The sequence below is a fragment of the Pseudomonas citri genome, assembly GCF_025336485.1.
GTDB classification, from domain to species: domain Bacteria; phylum Pseudomonadota; class Gammaproteobacteria; order Pseudomonadales; family Pseudomonadaceae; genus Aquipseudomonas; species Aquipseudomonas citri.
This window is the reverse complement of record NZ_JAODAB010000006.1, coordinates 195,737-213,584: the sequence shown is the minus strand read 5'-3', so window position 1 is coordinate 213,584 and position 17,848 is coordinate 195,737. Positions and strand designations below refer to the sequence as shown.

At 63.0% G+C, this 17,848-nt stretch carries 24 protein-coding genes; 18 read left to right on the top strand and 6 right to left on the bottom strand.

The window, feature by feature from the left end; all coding sequences use genetic code 11:
• The first annotated feature begins 185 nt into the window (after nucleotides 1–185).
• The 7 genes from gshB to N4Q37_RS09925 all read left to right on the top strand — a co-directional run bounded on the left by gshB (nucleotide 186) and on the right by N4Q37_RS09925 (nucleotide 6,112).
• A complete protein-coding gene (gene gshB, locus N4Q37_RS09955) occupies nucleotides 186–1,157 on the top strand; it encodes a glutathione synthase (RefSeq protein ID WP_260957468.1) in 972 nt (323 codons plus the stop codon).
• A gap of 96 nt (nucleotides 1,158–1,253) precedes the next feature.
• Nucleotides 1,254–2,150: an energy transducer TonB gene (locus N4Q37_RS09950; RefSeq protein ID WP_260957467.1), complete on the top strand. Its 897-nt coding sequence runs from the start codon at nucleotides 1,254–1,256 to the stop codon at nucleotides 2,148–2,150.
• A 66-nt stretch (nucleotides 2,151–2,216) separates the two neighbouring features.
• Nucleotides 2,217–2,786, top strand: coding sequence for a YqgE/AlgH family protein (locus tag N4Q37_RS09945; RefSeq protein WP_260957466.1), 570 nt, complete (start codon nucleotides 2,217–2,219; stop codon nucleotides 2,784–2,786).
• Nucleotides 2,786–3,223, top strand: coding sequence for a Holliday junction resolvase RuvX (gene ruvX, locus N4Q37_RS09940; protein WP_260957464.1), 438 nt, complete (start codon nucleotides 2,786–2,788; stop codon nucleotides 3,221–3,223). The genes N4Q37_RS09945 and ruvX overlap by 1 nt, the downstream gene beginning before the upstream one ends.
• A gap of 85 nt (nucleotides 3,224–3,308) precedes the next feature.
• Entirely contained in the window at nucleotides 3,309–3,815 is a 507-nt protein-coding gene (pyrR, locus tag N4Q37_RS09935) for a bifunctional pyr operon transcriptional regulator/uracil phosphoribosyltransferase PyrR (RefSeq protein WP_260957462.1), read from the top strand.
• 24 nt (nucleotides 3,816–3,839) lie between these two features.
• Entirely contained in the window at nucleotides 3,840–4,844 is a 1,005-nt protein-coding gene (locus N4Q37_RS09930; RefSeq protein WP_260957461.1) for an aspartate carbamoyltransferase catalytic subunit, read from the top strand.
• Entirely contained in the window at nucleotides 4,841–6,112 is a 1,272-nt protein-coding gene (locus N4Q37_RS09925; protein ID WP_260957459.1) for a dihydroorotase, read from the top strand. Before N4Q37_RS09930 ends, N4Q37_RS09925 begins: the two co-directional genes overlap by 4 nt.
• Before the next feature lie 50 nt (nucleotides 6,113–6,162).
• On the opposite strand, the gene N4Q37_RS09920 is transcribed toward N4Q37_RS09925, so the two are convergent.
• The gene (locus tag N4Q37_RS09920; protein WP_260957458.1) at nucleotides 6,163–6,591 is read right to left on the bottom strand and encodes an NINE protein; all 429 of its coding nucleotides are present in this window, start codon (nucleotides 6,589–6,591) and stop codon (nucleotides 6,163–6,165) included.
• A 248-nt stretch (nucleotides 6,592–6,839) separates the two neighbouring features.
• Here N4Q37_RS09920 and N4Q37_RS09915 point away from each other — a divergent pair, with 248 nt between their 5' ends.
• The gene (locus tag N4Q37_RS09915) at nucleotides 6,840–7,451 is read left to right on the top strand and encodes a C40 family peptidase (RefSeq protein ID WP_260957457.1); all 612 of its coding nucleotides are present in this window, start codon (nucleotides 6,840–6,842) and stop codon (nucleotides 7,449–7,451) included.
• Between the two features lie 49 nt (nucleotides 7,452–7,500).
• Here N4Q37_RS09915 and N4Q37_RS09910 read toward each other — a convergent pair whose 3' ends face one another.
• Nucleotides 7,501–8,535, bottom strand: coding sequence for a type IV pilus twitching motility protein PilT (locus tag N4Q37_RS09910; protein WP_260957455.1), 1,035 nt, complete (start codon nucleotides 8,533–8,535; stop codon nucleotides 7,501–7,503).
• Between the two features lie 56 nt (nucleotides 8,536–8,591).
• On the opposite strand from N4Q37_RS09910, the gene N4Q37_RS09905 reads away from it, so the two are divergent.
• The 10 genes from N4Q37_RS09905 (at nucleotide 8,592) to N4Q37_RS09860 (ending at nucleotide 15,512) form a co-directional block, all read left to right on the top strand.
• Nucleotides 8,592–9,272: a YggS family pyridoxal phosphate-dependent enzyme gene (locus tag N4Q37_RS09905; RefSeq protein ID WP_260957454.1), complete on the top strand. Its 681-nt coding sequence runs from the start codon at nucleotides 8,592–8,594 to the stop codon at nucleotides 9,270–9,272.
• A gap of 38 nt (nucleotides 9,273–9,310) precedes the next feature.
• Nucleotides 9,311–10,129: a pyrroline-5-carboxylate reductase gene (gene proC, locus N4Q37_RS09900; RefSeq protein WP_260957452.1), complete on the top strand. Its 819-nt coding sequence runs from the start codon at nucleotides 9,311–9,313 to the stop codon at nucleotides 10,127–10,129.
• A gap of 10 nt (nucleotides 10,130–10,139) precedes the next feature.
• On the top strand, nucleotides 10,140–10,730 hold the full coding sequence (locus tag N4Q37_RS09895) for a YggT family protein (RefSeq protein WP_260957450.1): 591 nt from the start codon (nucleotides 10,140–10,142) through the stop codon (nucleotides 10,728–10,730).
• Between the two features lie 3 nt (nucleotides 10,731–10,733).
• Nucleotides 10,734–11,027, top strand: coding sequence for a DUF167 domain-containing protein (locus N4Q37_RS09890; protein ID WP_260957448.1), 294 nt, complete (start codon nucleotides 10,734–10,736; stop codon nucleotides 11,025–11,027).
• A gap of 126 nt (nucleotides 11,028–11,153) precedes the next feature.
• The gene (metX, locus tag N4Q37_RS09885) at nucleotides 11,154–12,293 is read left to right on the top strand and encodes a homoserine O-succinyltransferase MetX (protein ID WP_260957446.1); all 1,140 of its coding nucleotides are present in this window, start codon (nucleotides 11,154–11,156) and stop codon (nucleotides 12,291–12,293) included.
• A 7-nt stretch (nucleotides 12,294–12,300) separates the two neighbouring features.
• Nucleotides 12,301–12,921, top strand: coding sequence for a methionine biosynthesis protein MetW (metW, locus tag N4Q37_RS09880; protein WP_260957443.1), 621 nt, complete (start codon nucleotides 12,301–12,303; stop codon nucleotides 12,919–12,921).
• A gap of 25 nt (nucleotides 12,922–12,946) precedes the next feature.
• The gene (locus tag N4Q37_RS09875; RefSeq protein ID WP_260957442.1) at nucleotides 12,947–13,381 is read left to right on the top strand and encodes a DUF4426 domain-containing protein; all 435 of its coding nucleotides are present in this window, start codon (nucleotides 12,947–12,949) and stop codon (nucleotides 13,379–13,381) included.
• The gene (rdgB, locus tag N4Q37_RS09870) at nucleotides 13,378–13,974 is read left to right on the top strand and encodes an RdgB/HAM1 family non-canonical purine NTP pyrophosphatase (RefSeq protein WP_260957440.1); all 597 of its coding nucleotides are present in this window, start codon (nucleotides 13,378–13,380) and stop codon (nucleotides 13,972–13,974) included. The genes N4Q37_RS09875 and rdgB overlap by 4 nt, the downstream gene beginning before the upstream one ends.
• Nucleotides 13,971–15,170, top strand: coding sequence for a radical SAM family heme chaperone HemW (gene hemW, locus N4Q37_RS09865; protein ID WP_260957439.1), 1,200 nt, complete (start codon nucleotides 13,971–13,973; stop codon nucleotides 15,168–15,170). The genes rdgB and hemW overlap by 4 nt, the downstream gene beginning before the upstream one ends.
• Before the next feature lie 18 nt (nucleotides 15,171–15,188).
• A complete protein-coding gene (locus N4Q37_RS09860) occupies nucleotides 15,189–15,512 on the top strand; it encodes a DUF3392 domain-containing protein (RefSeq protein ID WP_053148260.1) in 324 nt (107 codons plus the stop codon).
• A gap of 67 nt (nucleotides 15,513–15,579) precedes the next feature.
• Here the strand turns inward: N4Q37_RS09860 and trmB are convergent, their stop codons facing one another.
• From trmB to N4Q37_RS09840, 4 genes are all read right to left on the bottom strand, one after another.
• Entirely contained in the window at nucleotides 15,580–16,305 is a 726-nt protein-coding gene (gene trmB / locus N4Q37_RS09855) for a tRNA (guanosine(46)-N7)-methyltransferase TrmB (RefSeq protein WP_260957434.1), read from the bottom strand.
• A gap of 9 nt (nucleotides 16,306–16,314) precedes the next feature.
• Nucleotides 16,315–17,109 (bottom strand): thiazole synthase, encoded by a 795-nt coding sequence (locus N4Q37_RS09850; protein ID WP_003177480.1) that lies wholly within the window; start codon nucleotides 17,107–17,109, stop codon nucleotides 16,315–16,317.
• A 54-nt stretch (nucleotides 17,110–17,163) separates the two neighbouring features.
• A complete protein-coding gene (thiS, locus tag N4Q37_RS09845) occupies nucleotides 17,164–17,364 on the bottom strand; it encodes a sulfur carrier protein ThiS (RefSeq protein ID WP_260957429.1) in 201 nt (66 codons plus the stop codon).
• A gap of 91 nt (nucleotides 17,365–17,455) precedes the next feature.
• Nucleotides 17,456–17,836: a DUF423 domain-containing protein gene (locus N4Q37_RS09840; protein ID WP_260957427.1), complete on the bottom strand. Its 381-nt coding sequence runs from the start codon at nucleotides 17,834–17,836 to the stop codon at nucleotides 17,456–17,458.
• Nucleotides 17,837–17,848 lie beyond the last annotated feature (12 nt).

Sequence of the window (17,848 nt, the reverse complement as noted above, 5' to 3'; positions counted from 1 at the left end):
ACAGCGCAAACCCTTGATGTTCAAGGCCTGCACGTCACATGGCAGCCTTTTTAGCACAGTCTCCAGCGCCGGGCTATCGGGCGGGCGGCGCGGTGGTTTTTCCTTGACCGCAAATCCGCCGGGCGCCACTCTGACGCCACTTTTTCACGGCATTCATGCCCACCCCATTTTCGAGGAATCGAGCCATGAGCGTACGCGTCGGCATTGTCATGGACCCTATCGCCAGTATTTCCTACAAAAAGGACAGCTCGCTGGCCATGTTGCTGGCCGCCCAGAAGCGCGGTTGGGAGCTGTTCTACATGGAGCAGCGCGACCTCTACCAGGCCGAGGGCCAGGCACGGGCGCGGATGAAACCGCTGAAAGTCTTCGCCAACCCGGAAAAATGGTTTGAACTGGGCAACGAAAGCGATGCATTGCTGAGCGACCTGGACGTGATCCTGATGCGCAAGGACCCGCCCTTCGACATGGAGTTCGTCTACTCCACCTACCTGCTGGAGCAGGCCGAAAGTGCCGGCGTGCTGGTGGTCAACAAACCCCAGAGCCTGCGCGACTGCAACGAAAAGCTGTTTGCCACGCTGTTCCCGCACTGCACGCCGCCGACCATCGTCAGCCGTCGCCCGGACGTGTTGCGTGAATTTGCCGACCACCATGGCGACGTGATCCTCAAGCCGCTGGACGGCATGGGCGGTTCGTCGATCTTCCGTCACACCGCCGGCCACCCGAACCTCTCGGTGATCCTGGAAACCCTGACCTTGCATGGCCAGCAGCAGATCATGATCCAGGCTTACCTGCCGGCCATCGTCGATGGCGACAAGCGCATCCTGATGATCGACGGCGAGCCGGTGGACTATTGCCTGGCGCGCATTCCGGCGGCCGGCGAAACCCGCGGCAACCTGGCGGCCGGCGGTCGTGGCGAAGCCCGCCCATTGACCGACAAGGACCGCTGGATCGCCGCGCAGGTCGGCCCGACCTTGCGCGAAAAAGGCCTGTTGTTCGTAGGCCTGGACGTGATCGGCGAGCACCTGACGGAAATCAACGTCACCAGCCCGACCTGCATCCGCGAGATCGACAACGCCTTCGGCACCGACATCGGCGGCATGCTGATGGAGGCCATCGACAAGAAGTTGCAAGCCAAGGGCGTCAAGCCCCAGGCTTGATGCAACTGGTCGCTTGTCACTTGAGGCTTGAAGCTAAAAACCAACATTGCGTTATCATGCCCGGCCTGTGAAACCTGCGATGTTGGTTTTTTTGCCATGACCCTCCCGTCCGATCTGCCCCCAGAGCTCGCCCATCGTGGCGTGCGCCCGGCCGATCGCCTCGGTTTTACCCTGTTCCTGGCGGCGCTGATCCACCTGGCGCTGTTGTTGGGGGTGGGATTCGCCACGGTCGAGCCCAAGCAGATCAGCCAGACCCTGGAAATCACCCTCGCCACGTTCAAGAGCGAAACCAAGCCGGCAAAGGCGGATTTCCTTGCCCAGGAAAACCAGCAAGGCAGCGGCACCCTGGAAAAGAAGGCGGTTCCCAAGACCACCGAGATCGCGCCATTCCAGGACAACACGGTGCAGAAAGTCACCCCACCGCCGGCGGCCAAGCCGGAGGTGCAGGAGACGGCGCCCAAGGCCGCCGTGACCACCGTGGCGCCGAAGCCGAAAAAGGCCCCCGCCAAGGAAGAGGTCAAGCCCGACCCCAAGCCCAAGGCCCCGGCACCGACCTTCGACAGTTCCCAACTGTCCAGCGACATCGCCAGCCTGGAAGCCGAACTGGCCCAGGAACAGCAACTGTATGCCAAGCGCCCACGCATCCACCGCCTGAGCGCCGCCTCGACCATGCGCGACAAGGGTGCCTGGTACAAGGACGAATGGCGCAAGAAAGTCGAGCGCATCGGCAACCTCAACTACCCCGACGAAGCGCGGCGCAAACAGATCTACGGCAACCTGCGTCTAATGGTCTCGATCAACCGCGACGGCTCGCTGTATGAAGTGCTGGTGCTCGAATCCTCCGGCCAGCCGTTGCTGGACCAGGCCGCCCAGCGGATCGTGCGCCTGGCCGCGCCCTTCGCGCCGTTTACCGGCGACCTGTCGGACATCGACCGATTGGAAATCATCCGCACCTGGCGATTCTCCCGGGGCGATCGGCTTTCCAGTAACTAAAGACAAGAAGGATTGCCGCACATCCCCAGCTTGTCAGTTCGCCCCCACGCCGCCACACTAGCGCCTATGAAAAATGTCAGCCCCAGCTACCTCAAGCATCACTTCCTGATCGCCATGCCGCACATGGCCGATCCGAACTTCGCCCATACCTTGACCTACATCGTCGAGCACACGGCCAATGGCGCCATGGGGCTGGTGATCAATCGTCCGCAGGAGCTGAACCTGGCGGACATTCTCGAGCAATTGCGTCCGGAGGTTGAGCCGCCACTCTTGTGCCAGCACGTGCCGATTTTCATCGGCGGACCGGTGCAGACCGACCGCGGCTTCGTGCTCCACCCGTCGGGCCCCAAATACCAGGCCACCGTGGACCTGGACGGCGTCTCGCTGTCCACCTCCCAGGACGTGCTGTTCGCCATCGCCGACGGTGTCGGCCCGGAAAAAAGCCTGATCGCCCTGGGTTACGCCGGTTGGGAAGCCGGGCAACTGGAAGCCGAACTGGCCGACAACGCCTGGCTGACCTGCCCGTTCGATGCAGACATCCTGTTCAACACCAGCAGCGAACTGCGCCTGGAGGCGGCGGCCAGCCGGCTGGGAATCAACCTCAGCCTGCTCACCAGCCAGGCAGGACACGCCTGATGGCCCTGCGTTTGCTGCTGGGCTTCGATTACGGCACCAAACAGATCGGCGTGGCGGTCGGCCAGGTCGTGACCGGCCAGGCCCGCGAGTTGTGCACCTTGAAAGCGCAGAATGGCGTTCCGGACTGGAACCAGGTCGAAGCGCTGATCAAGGAATGGAAACCCGACGCCGTGGTGGTCGGCCTGCCGCTGAACATGGACGGCACGCCCAGCGACATGTGCGTGCGCGCCGAGAAATTCGCCCGCCGGCTCAACGGTCGCTTCAACCTGCCCTTCTATACCCATGACGAACGCCTGACCACCTTCGAGGCCAAGGGCGAGCGCCTGGTGCGCGGCGGGCAGAAAGGCAGTTACCGCGACAACCCGGTGGACGCCATCGCCGCCGCCCTGCTGCTGCAAGGCTGGCTCGACGCCAACGCCGCCCTGTTTGAAAGCTGATTGTTCGAAAGCGCCGCCAAGGCGCTTTCTTTTAGTGATACACCGCGCCGCTTAACCACCGGCCCGGGAACCTGAAGGAGCCAGCATGAGCCTGCCCAATCCTGCCGACCTGATCAGCCAGATGGCGATCCGTCTCACGGCGCACCTGGAACAACGCGGCATCCGCGAACCGCGCTATATCGGCATTCGTACCGGCGGCGTCTGGGTCGCCCAGGCCTTGCTCGATGAACTGGGCAACCAGGCGCCATTGGGCACCCTGGACGTGTCCTTCTACCGCGACGACTTCAGCCAGAACGGCCTGCACCCACAGGTACGTCCCTCGGCGCTGCCGTTCGAGATCGAAGGCCAGCATCTGGTGCTGATCGACGACGTACTGATGAGTGGCCGGACCGTCCGCGCCGCCATGAACGAACTGTTCGACTACGGCCGCCCGGCCAGCGTGACGCTGGTGTGCCTGCTGGACCTGGACGCCGCCGAGCTGCCGATCCGCCCGAACGTGGTGGGGGCGACGCTGACCCTGGCCGCCCACGAGCGGGTCAAGCTCTTGGGCCCTGCGCCACTGCAACTCGAACTGCAAGACCTTGCCCTTTAACTGCCCTTGTAAGAGTCCATCGCGATGACGCCTCTCGAAACCAAGCGCCCGCTGCAGCTCAACGATCAGGGCCAGCTGCGGCATTTCCTGTCCCTCGACGGCCTGCGCCGCGAGCTGCTGACAGAAATCCTCGACACCGCCGACTCGTTCCTCGAGGTTGGCGCCCGGGCAGTGAAGAAAGTCCCGCTGCTGCGCGGCAAGACCGTGTGCAACGTGTTCTTCGAAAACTCCACCCGTACCCGCACCACCTTCGAACTGGCGGCCCAACGGCTATCGGCGGACGTGATCACCCTGAACGTGTCCACCTCCTCGGCCAGCAAGGGTGAAACCCTGCTCGACACCCTGCGTAACCTGGAAGCCATGGCCGCCGACATGTTCGTCGTGCGCCACGCCGATTCCGGCGCCGCGCACTTCATTGCCGAACATGTCTGCCCGCAAGTGGCGATCATCAACGGCGGCGACGGCCGTCACGCCCACCCGACCCAGGGCATGCTGGACATGCTGACCATTCGTCGGCACAAGGGCAGCTTCGAAAACCTGTCGGTGGCGATCGTCGGCGACATCCTGCACTCGCGAGTGGCGCGCTCGAACATGCTGGCCCTCAAGACCCTCGGCTGCCCCGACATCCGCGTGATCGCCCCGAAGACCCTGCTGCCCATCGGCGTCGAGCAATACGGCGTAAAGGTCTACACCGACATGACCGAAGGCCTCAAGGATGTGGACGTGGTGATCATGCTGCGTCTACAGCGCGAACGCATGACCGGCGGCCTGCTGCCCAGCGAAGGCGAGTTCTACCGCCTGTTCGGCCTGACCACCGCCCGCCTGGCCGGGGCCAAGCCGGACGCCATCGTCATGCACCCGGGGCCGATCAACCGTGGGGTGGAGATCGAATCGGCGGTAGCCGACGGACCGCACTCGGTGATTCTCAACCAGGTGACCTACGGCATCGCCATCCGCATGGCCGTGCTGTCCATGGCCATGAGCGGGCAAACGGCCCAGCGCCAATTCGACCAGGAGAACGCCCAGTGAAGCTCAGCATTCTCGGCGCACGCGTGATCGATCCGGCCAGTGGCCTGGATCAAGTGACTGATATCCATATCGATGCCTGCAAAATCGTCGCCCTGGGCGCCGCCCCGGCTGGCTTCGTCGCGGTCCAGACCCTCGACGCCCAAGGCCTGGTGGCCGCTCCCGGACTGGTGGACCTGAACGTCGCCCTGCGCGAGCCCGGCTACAGCCGCAAAGGCAGCATCGTCAGCGAAACCCGGGCCGCCGCCGCCGGTGGCGTGACCAGCCTGTGCTGCCCGCCACAGACCAAACCCGTGCTGGACACCTCGGCCGTGGCCGAACTGATCCTCGACCGCGCCCGCGAAGCCGGCAACACCAAGGTCTTCCCGATCGGCGCGCTGAGCAAGGGCCTCGACGGTGAACAACTGGCCGAGCTCATCGCCCTGCGTGACGCCGGTTGCGTGGCATTCGGCAACGGCCTGAATAGTTTCCGCAACACCCGCACCCTGTGCCGCGCCCTGGAATATGCGGCGACGTTCGGCCTGACGGTGATCTTCAACTCCCAAGACCATGACCTGGCCGAAGGTGGCCTGGCCCATGAAGGCCCGACCGCCAGTTTCCTCGGCCTGCCGGGCATCCCGGAAACCGCCGAGACCGTGGCCCTGGCCCGGGATCTGCTGCTGGTGGAGCAAAGCGGCGTGCGCGCGCACTTCAGCCAGCTGACCAGCGCCCGCGGCGCGGCCCTGATTGCCCAGGCCCAGGCCCGCGGCCTGCCGGTGACCGCCGATGTGGCGCTGTACCAGTTGATCCTGACTGACGAAGCGCTGATCGACTTCAACAGCGTCTATCACGTCCAACCGCCGCTGCGCACCCGCGCCGACCGCGATGGCCTGCGCGAAGCCGTGAAATCCGGCGTGATCTCGGCCATCGCCAGCCACCACCAACCCCACGAGCGCGATGCCAAGCTGGCACCGTTCGGCGCCACCGAACCGGGTATCAGCAGCGTCGAGCTGTTGCTGCCATTGGCCCTGACCTTGGTGGAAGATGGTCTGCTGGACCTGCCGACCCTGTTGGCACGCCTGAGCAGCGGCCCGGCCCAGGCAGTGCAATTGCCAGCGGGGACACTGGCCGTGGGGGCCGCGGCCGACCTGGTGCTGTTCGACCCCGCCGCCTCCACCGTAGCCGGCGAAGCCTGGCGCTCCAAGGGTGACAACTGCCCGTTCCTGGGCCACAGCCTGCCGGGCGTGGTGCGCTATACCCTGATGGATGGGCGGATCACGCACCAGGCCTGAGTACAGGGTCGCCCTTATCGCGAGCGTGCTCGGGATAAGGGCGACCTGTCTTACTGAAAAGCCCCACGCTTCTGCGCATTGCGAATAGAGATTTGATCGTTCAGCGTCCAGAAGTCATACAGCACCCCCAGGAAAAACACCCCGCCGGTCAACAGGTAAAGAATCCCGCTGAGCCACTTGCCCTGGTACATGCGGTGCACGCCGAATACACCGAGAAACGTCAGCAGGATCCACGCCACGCTGTATTCGATCGGCCCTGGGGTAAACCGCAGGCCCGCTTCACGATCCATGGCCGGAATCAGGAACAGGTCTATCAGCCAGCCGATGCCCAGCAGGCCGAGGGTGAAGAACCAGATCGTGCCGGTCACGGGCTTGCCGTAATAGAACCGATGGGCGCCGGTAAAGCCGAAAATCCACAGCAGATAACCGATGACCTTACTGTGGGTGTCGGAGTTTACGTCCTGCCGATAGCTGTTCATGAATCCTCTCTTTTTCCGCGATAGAAAAATTTTTTCTGACTTTCTGTGACTTTTATGTGTCTTGCCGACAAGCGGTCCTTGGCGACGCGAACCGGTGAAACGCCCGTGACATGGGGGTTTTGTCGGACAGTCAGGGCAAATTGTCGCAATAGCACGTGATTACGCAGGGTTTCGAGTCGACAAACGGCCCGGGAATGGGGAAAAAAGCTGTTATAAAGTTGCGCGCTAACCCATACGAGCCCTGCCTAATGCGTCCATTTTTCAAGACATGGCTAACCATTTGCCTATTATTGCCACTGGCCGCCCACGCCACCAACCGTGAGCAACGTCTTCCCAACATCAACGGCTACACCCCCAAGTCCCATGTTTCTGCTCCTTCGAGCAAAAACGGGCCAACCGTCCAACCGGTGAGCACCGTCAACGGCAAACTGGTGCCGCCCATGGCAACCAAGGCCAGCAGCAACGTGCTGAGTCGTGCCGTGAATGTGCTCGGTACACCTTATCGTTGGGGCGGCAGCAGCCCAAGTAAAGGCTTCGATTGCAGCGGGCTGGTGAAATACGCTTTCAACGACGCCACCTTCGACCTGCCGCGCACCTCCAACGCCATGGCCAGCGGCCACGGCGAAAAGGTCGATCGCAACGACCTCAAGCCCGGCGACCTGATTTTCTTCAAGCTCAAGAGCCGCCGGGTCAACCACGTAGCGATCTATCTGGGTAACGACCGCTTCATCCATGCCCCGCGCCGGGGCAAGTCGGTGTCCATCGACACCCTGAACAAACCGTACTGGGACAGCCATTACGTGGTTGCCAAGCGAGTCCTGCCGAAAGAACCGGGAACGATGCGGGTGGTGCAGCGCTGATCCGTGGCGAGGGAGCTTGCTCCCTCGCCACGGGCTCCACGCAGTTTCCTCAGAAGTTATCCGGCGTACGCGCCCGCTCCCGCGCATGTTCGCGGCTGATCAGCCCTTTGTTCACCAAATCCTTCAGGCACATGTCCAGGGTCTGCATGCCCAGCGAACCGCCGGTCTGGATCGCCGAATACATCTGCGCCACCTTGTCTTCGCGGATCAGGTTACGGATGGCCGAGGTGCCCAGCATGATTTCATGAGCAGCCACCCGGCCGCCGCCAATTTTCTTGATCAACGTCTGGGAAATCACCGCCTGCAACGACTCCGACAGCATCGAGCGAACCATGGACTTCTCATCCCCCGGGAACACATCCACCACCCGATCGATGGTCTTGGCCGCCGAGGTCGTGTGCAACGTGCCGAACACCAAATGCCCGGTTTCGGCGGCGGTCAGCGCCAGGCGGATGGTTTCGAGGTCGCGCATTTCCCCCACCAGGATCACGTCCGGGTCTTCGCGCAGCGCCGAACGCAGGGCCGTGGAAAAACCCTGGGTGTCGCGGTGCACTTCGCGCTGATTGATCAGGCATTTGCGCGGTTCATGCACGAACTCGATCGGATCTTCGATGGTAAGGATGTGGTGATGCTTGTGGCTGTTGAGGTAATCGATCATCGCCGCCAGGGTGGTGGACTTGCCTGACCCCGTCGGCCCCGTCACCAGTACCAGCCCGCGAGGCGCCTCGGTCACTTTGCGAAACACATCGCTCATCCCCAGGTCTTCCATGGTCAGGACTTTCGACGGAATGGTACGAAATACCGCCCCCGCGCCGCGATTCTGGTTGAAGGCGTTGACCCGGAACCGGGCGACACCCGGCACGTCGAAGGAAAAATCGGTCTCCAGAAACTTTTCGTAATCCATTCGCTGCCGATCATTCATGATGTCGTAGATCAGCTCATGGACTTGCTTGTGATCCAGTGCCGGCAGGTTGATGCGCCGGACATCGCCATCGACGCGGATCATCGGCGGCAGCCCGGCAGACAGGTGCAGGTCCGACGCCCCCTGTTTGGCGCTGAACGCCAGCAACTCAGTGATATCCATAGCGCTCCCCAATTCCAGTAGAATGCCGCGAACCTCAGACCCGCCGGCGCTTCTTTATGTCCACGATAGCAGACAACATTTCTCAGGTTAGATCGCGCATCCATGCAGCCGAGCTGGCCGCCCAACGCGCCGGACACAGCGTCCACCTGCTGGCCGTGAGCAAGACCAAGCCCGCCCCGGCCTTGCGCGAAGCCTATGCCGCCGGCCTGCGGGACTTTGGCGAGAATTACCTGCAAGAAGCACTGGGCAAGCAGGCGGAACTGACCGACCTGCCCTTGATCTGGCACTTCATCGGCCCCATCCAGTCGAACAAGACCCGTGCCATCGCCGAACATTTCGATTGGGTGCACTCCGTGGATCGCTTGAAAATTGCCCAACGCCTGTCCGAGCAGCGCCCCGCCGAGCTGCCGCCGTTGAACATCTGTATCCAGGTCAACGTCAGCGGTGAGGCCAGTAAATCCGGTTGCACGCCAGCCGACCTGCCGGCCCTGGCCGAAGCCATCAGCGCCTTGCCACGCTTGAAATTGCGCGGCCTGATGGCGATTCCCGAACCCACCGAAGACCGTGCCGCCCAGGACGCCGCCTTCGCGGCCGTGCAACGCCTGCAAGCCAGCCTGGACCTGCCATTGGACACACTTTCCATGGGCATGAGCCATGACCTCGAATCAGCCATTGCCCAAGGCGCCACCTGGGTGCGCATCGGTACCGCGCTGTTCGGTGCGCGCGACTACAGCTAGCCAGTCATGCCGACCTACTCTCTAATCAAGGACCTGTCATGAGCAACACGCGTATTGCCTTTATTGGCGCCGGCAACATGGCCGCCAGCCTGATCGGTGGCCTGCGGGCCAAGGGCCTGGACGCCGCGCAGATCCGCGCCAGCGATCCGGGCGACGCCACCCGCGCGCGCGTCAGCGCCGAACACGGCATTGAAACCTTCGCCGACAACGCCCAGGCCATCGACGGCGTGGACGTCGTCGTGCTGGCGGTCAAGCCGCAAGCGATGAAAACCGTGTGCGAGGCCCTGCGGCCCAGCCTCAAGCCCCATCAACTGGTGGTGTCGATTGCCGCCGGCATCACCTGCGCCAGCATGAACAACTGGCTCGGCGAGCAACCGATCGTGCGCTGCATGCCCAACACCCCGGCCCTGTTGCGCCAGGGCGTCAGCGGCCTGTTCGCCACCGCACAGGTCAGCGCCGCGCAACGCCAGCAGGCCGAAGAACTGCTGTCGGCCGTGGGCCTGGCGTTGTGGCTGGAGAACGAGCAGCAACTGGATGCGGTCACCGCCGTCTCCGGCTCGGGCCCGGCGTATTTCTTCCTGCTGATCGAAGCCATGACCGCCGCCGGCGAGAAACTTGGCCTGCCTCGGGAAACCGCCGCACAACTGACCCTTCAGACCGCCCTCGGCGCTGCCCACATGGCCGTCGCAAGCGACGTCGACGCCGCCGAATTACGCCGTCGCGTGACCTCGCCGGCCGGGACCACCGAAGCGGCCATCAAATCGTTCCAGGCCGGCGGCTTCGAAGCCCTGGTGGAGAAAGCACTGGGTGCCGCCGCGCACCGCTCGGCCGAAATGGCCGAACAACTGGGCCAATAAGGAGCCACCCATGATCGGATTGAACACCGCAGCGGTCTACGTGCTGCAAACCCTCGGCAGCCTGTACCTGCTGATCGTGCTGATGCGCTTCGTGCTGCAACTGGTGCGCGCCAACTTCTACAACCCGCTGTGCCAGTTCGTCGTCAAGGCCACCCAACCGCTGCTCAAGCCCCTGCGCCGGATCATCCCGAGCCTGTTCGGCCTGGACATGTCCTCGCTGCTGCTGGCCATCCTGGTGCAAATGGCCTTGATGGCCCTGACCCTGTTGCTGACCTACGGCACCACCGGCAACCCGCTGCAACTGCTGATCTGGTCGGTCATCGGCGTAACCGCGCTGTTCATGAAGATTTTCTTCTTCGCCCTGATCATCAGCGTGATCCTCTCGTGGGTCGCGCCGGGTAGCCATAACCCGGGAGCGGAACTGGTGAACCAGATCTGCGAACCGGCCCTGGCACCGTTCCGCCGCCTCCTGCCGAACCTCGGCGGCCTGGACATCTCGCCGATCCTGGCGTTCATGGTGCTCAAGCTGATCGACATGCTGGTGATCAACAACCTGGCGGCGATGACCATGATGCCGGAAATCCTGCGCGTGCTGATCTGACCCATGAGTTACTTCCGTTGGGACGGTGACGACCTGATCCTGGAATGCCACCTGCAACCGGCAGCCCGCAGCGACGACTTCGCCGGGCTGCACGGCGATCGCCTGAAAATCCGCCTCACCGCCCCGCCGGTCGAGGGCAAGGCCAACGCCTACCTGATGGCGTTCCTGGCCAAGACGTTCGGCGTGTCCAAGAGCCAGGTCAGCCTGCTCAGCGGCGAGTTGAACCGGCAGAAGCGGGTGCGGATCAGCTCGCCGAAGAAGCTGCCGGCGTTGCCGGGGCTGTCCGGGCCCGCCTGATACCTGTGGCGGGGGAGCCTGCTCCCTCGCCACAGGTAAAGCGGCGAACAATCAGCTCCGCCCATTGCTTGCCGCCCGCCACAGCGGTCTTTAGACTTACGCCTCATTTCAACGAGAGCAGGGTCGATGCCAGCTGCCTTTCCCGCCGATTCCGTTGGTCTGGTGACGCCGCAAATGGCGCATTTCAGCGAGCCCCTGGCCCTGGCCTGCGGTCGTTCGTTGCCAGCCTATGACCTGATCTACGAAACCTACGGCACCCTCAATGCCACGGCGAGCAATGCCGTGCTGATTTGCCACGCCTTGTCCGGGCATCACCACGCCGCCGGCTATCACAGCGTCGACGACCGCAAGCCCGGCTGGTGGGACAGTTGCATCGGCCCGGGCAAGCCCATCGATACCCGCAAGTTCTTCGTGGTCAGCCTGAACAACCTCGGCGGTTGCAACGGTTCCACCGGCCCGAGCAGCATCAACCCGGATACCGGCAAGCCTTTCGGCGCTGAGTTCCCGGTGCTGACCGTGGAAGACTGGGTCCACAGCCAGGCGCGCCTGGCCGACCGCCTCGGGATCGGCCAGTGGGCCGCGGTGATCGGCGGCAGTCTCGGGGGCATGCAGGCGCTGCAATGGACCATCACCTACCCGGACCGCGTGCGTCACTGCCTGGCCATCGCCTCGGCGCCCAAGCTGTCGGCGCAGAACATCGCCTTCAACGAGGTGGCGCGCCAGGCGATTCTCACCGACCCGGAATTTCATGGCGGTTCGTTCCAGGAGCACGGCGTGATCCCCAAGCGCGGCCTGATGCTGGCGCGGATGGTCGGGCACATTACCTACCTGTCCGACGACTCCATGGGCGAGAAATTCGGCCGCGGACTCAAGAGCGAAAAGCTCAACTACGACTTCCACAGCGTCGAATTCCAGGTGGAAAGCTACCTGCGCTATCAGGGCGAGGAGTTCTCCGGGCGTTTCGACGCCAACACCTACCTGTTGATGACCAAGGCGCTGGACTACTTCGATCCAGCAGCGAATTTCAACGATAACCTGGCAAAAACCTTCGAAAATGCCACCGCCAAGTTCTGTGTGATGTCGTTCACCACCGACTGGCGTTTCTCCCCGGCGCGCTCCCGGGAATTGGTGGACGCGCTGATGGCCGCGCGCAAGGACGTCTGCTACCTGGAGATCGACGCCCCCCAGGGCCACGACGCCTTCTTGATCCCGATCCCGCGTTATTTGCAGGCGTTCGGCAACTACATGAACCGTATAACGCTGTGAGGACGCCATGAGAGCCGATCTGGAAATCATCCAGGAATGGATCCCCGCCGGCAGCCGCGTGCTCGACCTGGGCTGCGGCGACGGCGAACTGCTGACCTGGTTGCGGGACAACAAGCAAGTCACCGGCTACGGCCTGGAAAACGACCCGGACAACATTGCCGAGTGCGTCGCCAAGGGCATCAACGTCATCGAGCAGGACCTGGACAAGGGCCTGGGCAACTTCGCCAGCAACAGCTTCGACATCGTGGTCATGACCCAGGCCCTGCAAGCCGTGCATTACCCGGACAAGATCCTCGACGAAATGCTGCGGGTCGGGCGCCAGTGCATCATCACGTTCCCCAACTTCGGCCACTGGCGCTGCCGCTGGTACCTGGCGAGCAAGGGACGCATGCCGGTGTCGGAGTTCCTGCCCTACACCTGGTACAACACACCGAACATCCACTTCTGCACCTTCGAGGATTTCGAAGAACTGTGCCGCGAACGTAAAGCCACGGTCATCGACCGCCTGGCGGTGGACCAGCAACACCGTCATGGGTGGGCGAGCAAGCTATGGCCTAATCTGTTAGGTGAAATAGGCATTTATCGGGTCAGCAGCCCAGGCCTTGCCGATCACCAGGTCGCGGTATGAAGCCCGGCCGAACCAGGAGCACGACATGAAACGTCTAGCATTGTTTCTCATCACCGCCTGCCTCAGCGTGGGCGCCATCGCCGCCGATGCCATCAAAGGCGAGCGCAAGGAAGTGTTCGGCGACATCACCGTGCACTACAACACCTTCAACTCCACATTCCTGACGCCGGACATCGCCAAGGCGGCCGAGTTGACCCGCAGCAAGCACCAGGGCGTGATCAACATCTCGGTGCTCAAGGCTGGCAAACCGTTGATCGCCCAGGTCAGCGGCACGGTCAAGGACCTCACCAGCCAGAGCGTCCCGTTGAAATTCAAGCAGGTGACCGAGCAAGGCGCGATCTACTACATCGCCCAGTACCCGGTGGAACAGCAGGAAACCCGCACTTTTGAAATCAAGGTGCAGACGGACGGCAAGATCAACACCATCAACTTCAACCAGGAACTGTTCCCCGGCGAATGATGAACTTCACCCAACTCGTACTGGCCAGCCACAACGCCGGCAAACTCAAGGAACTCCAGGCCATGCTCGGCGGATCGGTGCAGTTGCGCTCGATCGGCGAGTTCAGCCAGGTGGAACCTGAAGAAACCGGCCTGTCGTTTGTCGAGAACGCCATCCTCAAGGCCCGCAACGCCGCGCGCATCTCCGGCCTGCCGGCGCTGGCCGACGATTCGGGCCTGGCGGTGGATTTCCTTGGCGGCGCGCCGGGCATCTATTCGGCCCGCTACGCCGACGGCAAGGGTGATGCGGCCAACAACGCCAAGTTGCTCGAAGTGCTCAAGGACGTACCAGAAACCGAACGCGACGCGCAGTTCGTGTGCGTCCTGGCCCTGGTCCGTCACGCCGACGATCCGCTGCCGATCCTGTGCGAAGGCTTGTGGCACGGGCGCATCCTCACCGAAGCCAGCGGCGAGCACGGCTTTGGCTACGACCCGCTGTTCTGGGTGCCGGAGCGCAATTGCTCCAGCGCCGAACTGGGCCCGGTGGAAAAAAACCAGCTGAGCCACCGCGCCCGCGCCATGGCCCTGCTGCGTCAACGCCTGGGCCTGCAATGACCGATGACAGCCCCGCACCGCTGATTCACGGCGGTGCGCAAACGCCCCGGGCGCCGCTGCCGGTACTGCCGCCCCTGGCGTTGTACATCCACATTCCGTGGTGCGTGCGCAAATGCCCGTATTGCGACTTCAACTCCCACGCGGCCAGCCCGCAATTGCCGGAAGAGGAATACGTCGACGCCCTGCTGGCCGACCTCGACCAGGATCTGCACGCGGTCCATGGCCGGCCATTGAGTTCGATCTTCTTCGGCGGTGGCACCCCGAGCCTGTTCAGCGCCCAGGCCTTGGACCGGTTACTCAAAGGGGTCGAGGCAAGGATCCCGTTCACCCAGGACATCGAGATCACCCTGGAAGCCAACCCCGGCACCTTCGAGCAAGAGAAATTCGTCGCTTACCGCGCCTTGGGCATCAATCGCCTGTCCATCGGCGTCCAGAGCTTCCAGCAGGCCAAGCTTGAGGCCCTGGGGCGGATCCACAACGGCGATGAGGCGGTGCGCGCTGCCGGCATGGCCCGCCAGGCCGGGTTCGATAACTTCAACCTGGACCTGATGCATGGCCTGCCCGACCAGTCCCTGGACGACGCCCTGAGCGACCTGCGCCAGGCCATCGCGCTGAAACCGACCCACCTGTCCTGGTACCAGCTGACGCTGGAGCCGAACACGGTGTTCTGGAACCAGCCACCGACCTTGCCAGAAGACGACACCCTGTGGGACATCCAGGAAGCGGGGCAAGCGCTGCTGGCCGAGCATGGCTACGTTCAATACGAAGTCTCGGCCTACGCCCAACCCGGTCGGGCGGCGCGGCACAACCTCAATTACTGGAGCTTCGGTGATTTCATCGGCATCGGCGCCGGCGCCCACGGCAAGCTCAGCCATCCGGACGGGCGCATCGTGCGCACCTGGAAGACGCGCCTGCCCAAGGACTACCTCAACCCGGCCAAACGCTTCCTGGCCGGTGAGAAAACCCTGGCCAACGAAGAACTGCCGTTCGAGTTCCTGATGAACGCCCTGCGCCTGACCGAAGGCGTGGAGGCGCGGCTCTACCCCGAGCGCACGGGACTGCCCCTGCAAAGCCTCGCCGAAGGCCGGCGCGAAGCCGAACAAAGCGGGTTGTTGCAGGTCGAACCGTCACGCCTGGTGGCCACCGAACGCGGGCAACTGTTTCTCAACGACCTGCTGCAGAATTTTCTGAGCTGATCAACACAAGGAAATCGAATGGATCTGGTACTCGACCTGCTCGCCACCGTGTCCCGCTGGAGCCGCAGTAACCTGTCGGAAATCTCCCTGGCCCTGGTCGGTTGCCTGTTGGTGCTGTTTGGCGCCGACATCAAGGGCTGGATCGAACAGCGCCTGGGCAGCATCGCCGGTGCCTTGCGCGTCCCGTTGATCGCCCTGCTGTGCATGATCGGCAGCGGTGCCGCGCTGATCTATGCCACGCCATGGGTGGTGCGGGGGCTGAGCCAGTTCAACAACTACAGCCTGGCGCCAGTGCTACTGGTGGTGTTGGTGCTGATTGGGGTGGTGGCGGATCGGCGCTGATCCCGGGCACAACCCAAAAAAAACAGTGGGAGCAAGCTTTGCTCCCACTGTTTTTATTGAGTAATGCTTAAGACAACTTCTCGAACTTCAAATCCCACACCCCATGACCAAGCCGTTCGCCACGGCGTTCGAACTTGGTGATCGGCCGTTCGGCCGGGCGTGGGACGCATTTGCCGTCCTCGGCCAGGTTGCGATAGCCCGGGGCGGCGTTCATCACTTCCAGCATGTATTCGGCGTAGGGTTCCCAGTCGGTGGCCATGTGCAGCACACCGCCGACCTTCAACTTGCTACGCACCAGCTCGGCGAACGACGCCTGGACGATACGGCGCTTGTGGTGACGGCTTTTGTGCCAAGGGTCCGGGAAGAACAACATCAGCCGGTCGAGGCTGTTGTCGGCCACACAGCGGTTGAGCACTTCGATGGCGTCGCAATCATAGACCCGCAGGTTGGTCAGCCCTTGGGTCAGCACGCCGTTGAGCAACGCACCTACGCCGGGACGGTGCACTTCCACACCGATGAAATCCTGCTCCGGCGCGGCAGCGGCCATCTCCAGCAGCGAGTGGCCCATGCCGAAGCCGATTTCCAGCGAGCGCGGAGCCGAGCGGCCAAACACCTGGTCAAAATCCACCGGCGCATCGGCCAGGGGCAGCACGAACCGCGGCGCGCCCTGTTCCAGGCCGCGTTGCTGGCCTTCAGTCATACGCCCGGCGCGCATCACGAAACTCTTGATGCGCCGGTGTTGGCGCTCTTCACCTTCTTCTGGCAAGACAGGCGTGTCGTTCGATTCAGTCATCAATGGCTCTTACTTGATCAGACCATCCAGCGGCGAGGAGGCGCTGGCGTAAAGTTTTTTCGGCATGCGCCCGGCCAGGTAAGCCAGGCGACCCGCCACGATGGCGTGTTTCATGGCTTCGGCCATCAGGATCGGCTGCTGGGCATGGGCGATGGCAGAGTTCATCAACACCGCTTCGCAACCCAGCTCCATGGCGATGGTGGCGTCGGAGGCGGTACCGACACCGGCATCCACCAGCACCGGGATCTTGGCTTCTTCAAGGATGATCTGCAGGTTGTACGGGTTGCAGATCCCCAGGCCAGTACCGATCAGGCCAGCCAGCGGCATGACCGCGATGCAGCCGATTTCCGCCAACTGACGAGCAATGATCGGGTCGTCGCTGGTGTACACCATCACGTCGAAACCTTCCTTGACCAGGGTTTCGGCAGCCTTGAGGGTTTCGATCACGTTGGGAAACAGGGTCTTCTGGTCGGCCAGCACTTCCAGCTTCACCAGGTTGTGGCCGTCGAGTAGCTCGCGGGCGAGGCGGCAGGTGCGCACGGCCTCGATGGCGTCGAAGCAGCCTGCGGTGTTCGGCAAGATGGTGTAGCGATCCGGCGGCAGGATATCCAGCAGGTTCGGTTCGCCCGGGTTCTGGCCGATATTGGTCCGGCGTACCGCGACGGTCACGATTTCCGCGCCCGAAGCCTCGATGGCCAGGCGGGTTTCTTCCATGTCGCGGTATTTGCCGGTACCAACCAGCAAGCGCGACTGGTAGGTACGACCGGCCAGGACGAAAGGCTTGTCGCTACGAACGATGCTCATGGGAAATCCTCTGTAGGGGTGAGGTTCTTGCGAAATGCTGTGAAACCGAGGCGACTAGCCGCCACCGATGGCGTGGACCACTTCGACCGAATCGCCGTCGTTCAACGCGGTGTCGGCGTGCTGGCTGCGCGGGACGATATCCAGATTGAGCTCCACCGCGACGCGGCGTCCGGTCAATTCCAGACGGGTCAGCAGGGCCGCAACGGTTTCACCGTCGGGCAGTTCAAAGGGTTCGCCGTTCAATTGAATGCGCATGCCGGATGCCGCCATCATTTTTAGGGGCTGGCATTCTAGCCCGATCAGTCTGGGTGACCCAAGTCCCTTGGTCAGCTACAAGCTGCAAGCTTCAAGCGGCAACTTGCAGGCGCCAGGCGGCGAGCCCCAGGCAGAGCCAGCCGATCAGGAACGCCATGCCACCAAACGGGGTGATGATGCCGAGTTTGCTGATGCCGGTCAGGGTGAGCAGGTAAAGGCTGCCGGAGAACAACAGGATACCGATCACGAATGAGATTCCGGCCCAGGTGACAATGCGGCCGGGGATGTGCGTGGCCAGCAGCGCGACGCCCAGCAATGCCAGAGTGTGCACCAGTTGGTAGGTAACGCCAGTGTGGAAAATCGCCAGGTAATCGGCGCTCAGGCGGTTTTTCAGGCCATGGGCGGCGAACGCTCCCAGCGCCACGCCAGTGAAGCCAAAAAAAGCAGCCAGCATCAGAAAGCTACGCAGCATGAGAACTCCAGT

Coding starts and splice junctions, on each gene's coding strand:
- gshB (WP_260957468.1), top strand. CDS start 186: ATGAGCGTACGCGTCGGCATTGTCATGGACCCTATCGCCAGTATTTCC.
- N4Q37_RS09950 (WP_260957467.1), top strand. CDS start 1,254: ATGACCCTCCCGTCCGATCTGCCCCCAGAGCTCGCCCATCGTGGCGTG.
- N4Q37_RS09945 (WP_260957466.1), top strand. CDS start 2,217: ATGAAAAATGTCAGCCCCAGCTACCTCAAGCATCACTTCCTGATCGCC.
- ruvX (WP_260957464.1), top strand. CDS start 2,786: ATGGCCCTGCGTTTGCTGCTGGGCTTCGATTACGGCACCAAACAGATC.
- pyrR (WP_260957462.1), top strand. CDS start 3,309: ATGAGCCTGCCCAATCCTGCCGACCTGATCAGCCAGATGGCGATCCGT.
- N4Q37_RS09930 (WP_260957461.1), top strand. CDS start 3,840: ATGACGCCTCTCGAAACCAAGCGCCCGCTGCAGCTCAACGATCAGGGC.
- N4Q37_RS09920 (WP_260957458.1), bottom strand. CDS start 6,591: ATGAACAGCTATCGGCAGGACGTAAACTCCGACACCCACAGTAAGGTC.
- N4Q37_RS09915 (WP_260957457.1), top strand. CDS start 6,840: ATGCGTCCATTTTTCAAGACATGGCTAACCATTTGCCTATTATTGCCA.
- N4Q37_RS09910 (WP_260957455.1), bottom strand. CDS start 8,535: ATGGATATCACTGAGTTGCTGGCGTTCAGCGCCAAACAGGGGGCGTCG.
- N4Q37_RS09905 (WP_260957454.1), top strand. CDS start 8,592: ATGTCCACGATAGCAGACAACATTTCTCAGGTTAGATCGCGCATCCAT.
- proC (WP_260957452.1), top strand. CDS start 9,311: ATGAGCAACACGCGTATTGCCTTTATTGGCGCCGGCAACATGGCCGCC.
- N4Q37_RS09895 (WP_260957450.1), top strand. CDS start 10,140: ATGATCGGATTGAACACCGCAGCGGTCTACGTGCTGCAAACCCTCGGC.
- N4Q37_RS09890 (WP_260957448.1), top strand. CDS start 10,734: ATGAGTTACTTCCGTTGGGACGGTGACGACCTGATCCTGGAATGCCAC.
- metX (WP_260957446.1), top strand. CDS start 11,154: ATGCCAGCTGCCTTTCCCGCCGATTCCGTTGGTCTGGTGACGCCGCAA.
- metW (WP_260957443.1), top strand. CDS start 12,301: ATGAGAGCCGATCTGGAAATCATCCAGGAATGGATCCCCGCCGGCAGC.
- N4Q37_RS09875 (WP_260957442.1), top strand. CDS start 12,947: ATGAAACGTCTAGCATTGTTTCTCATCACCGCCTGCCTCAGCGTGGGC.
- rdgB (WP_260957440.1), top strand. CDS start 13,378: ATGATGAACTTCACCCAACTCGTACTGGCCAGCCACAACGCCGGCAAA.
- hemW (WP_260957439.1), top strand. CDS start 13,971: ATGACCGATGACAGCCCCGCACCGCTGATTCACGGCGGTGCGCAAACG.
- N4Q37_RS09860 (WP_053148260.1), top strand. CDS start 15,189: ATGGATCTGGTACTCGACCTGCTCGCCACCGTGTCCCGCTGGAGCCGC.
- trmB (WP_260957434.1), bottom strand. CDS start 16,305: ATGACTGAATCGAACGACACGCCTGTCTTGCCAGAAGAAGGTGAAGAG.
- N4Q37_RS09850 (WP_003177480.1), bottom strand. CDS start 17,109: ATGAGCATCGTTCGTAGCGACAAGCCTTTCGTCCTGGCCGGTCGTACC.
- thiS (WP_260957429.1), bottom strand. CDS start 17,364: ATGCGCATTCAATTGAACGGCGAACCCTTTGAACTGCCCGACGGTGAA.
- N4Q37_RS09840 (WP_260957427.1), bottom strand. CDS start 17,836: ATGCTGCGTAGCTTTCTGATGCTGGCTGCTTTTTTTGGCTTCACTGGC.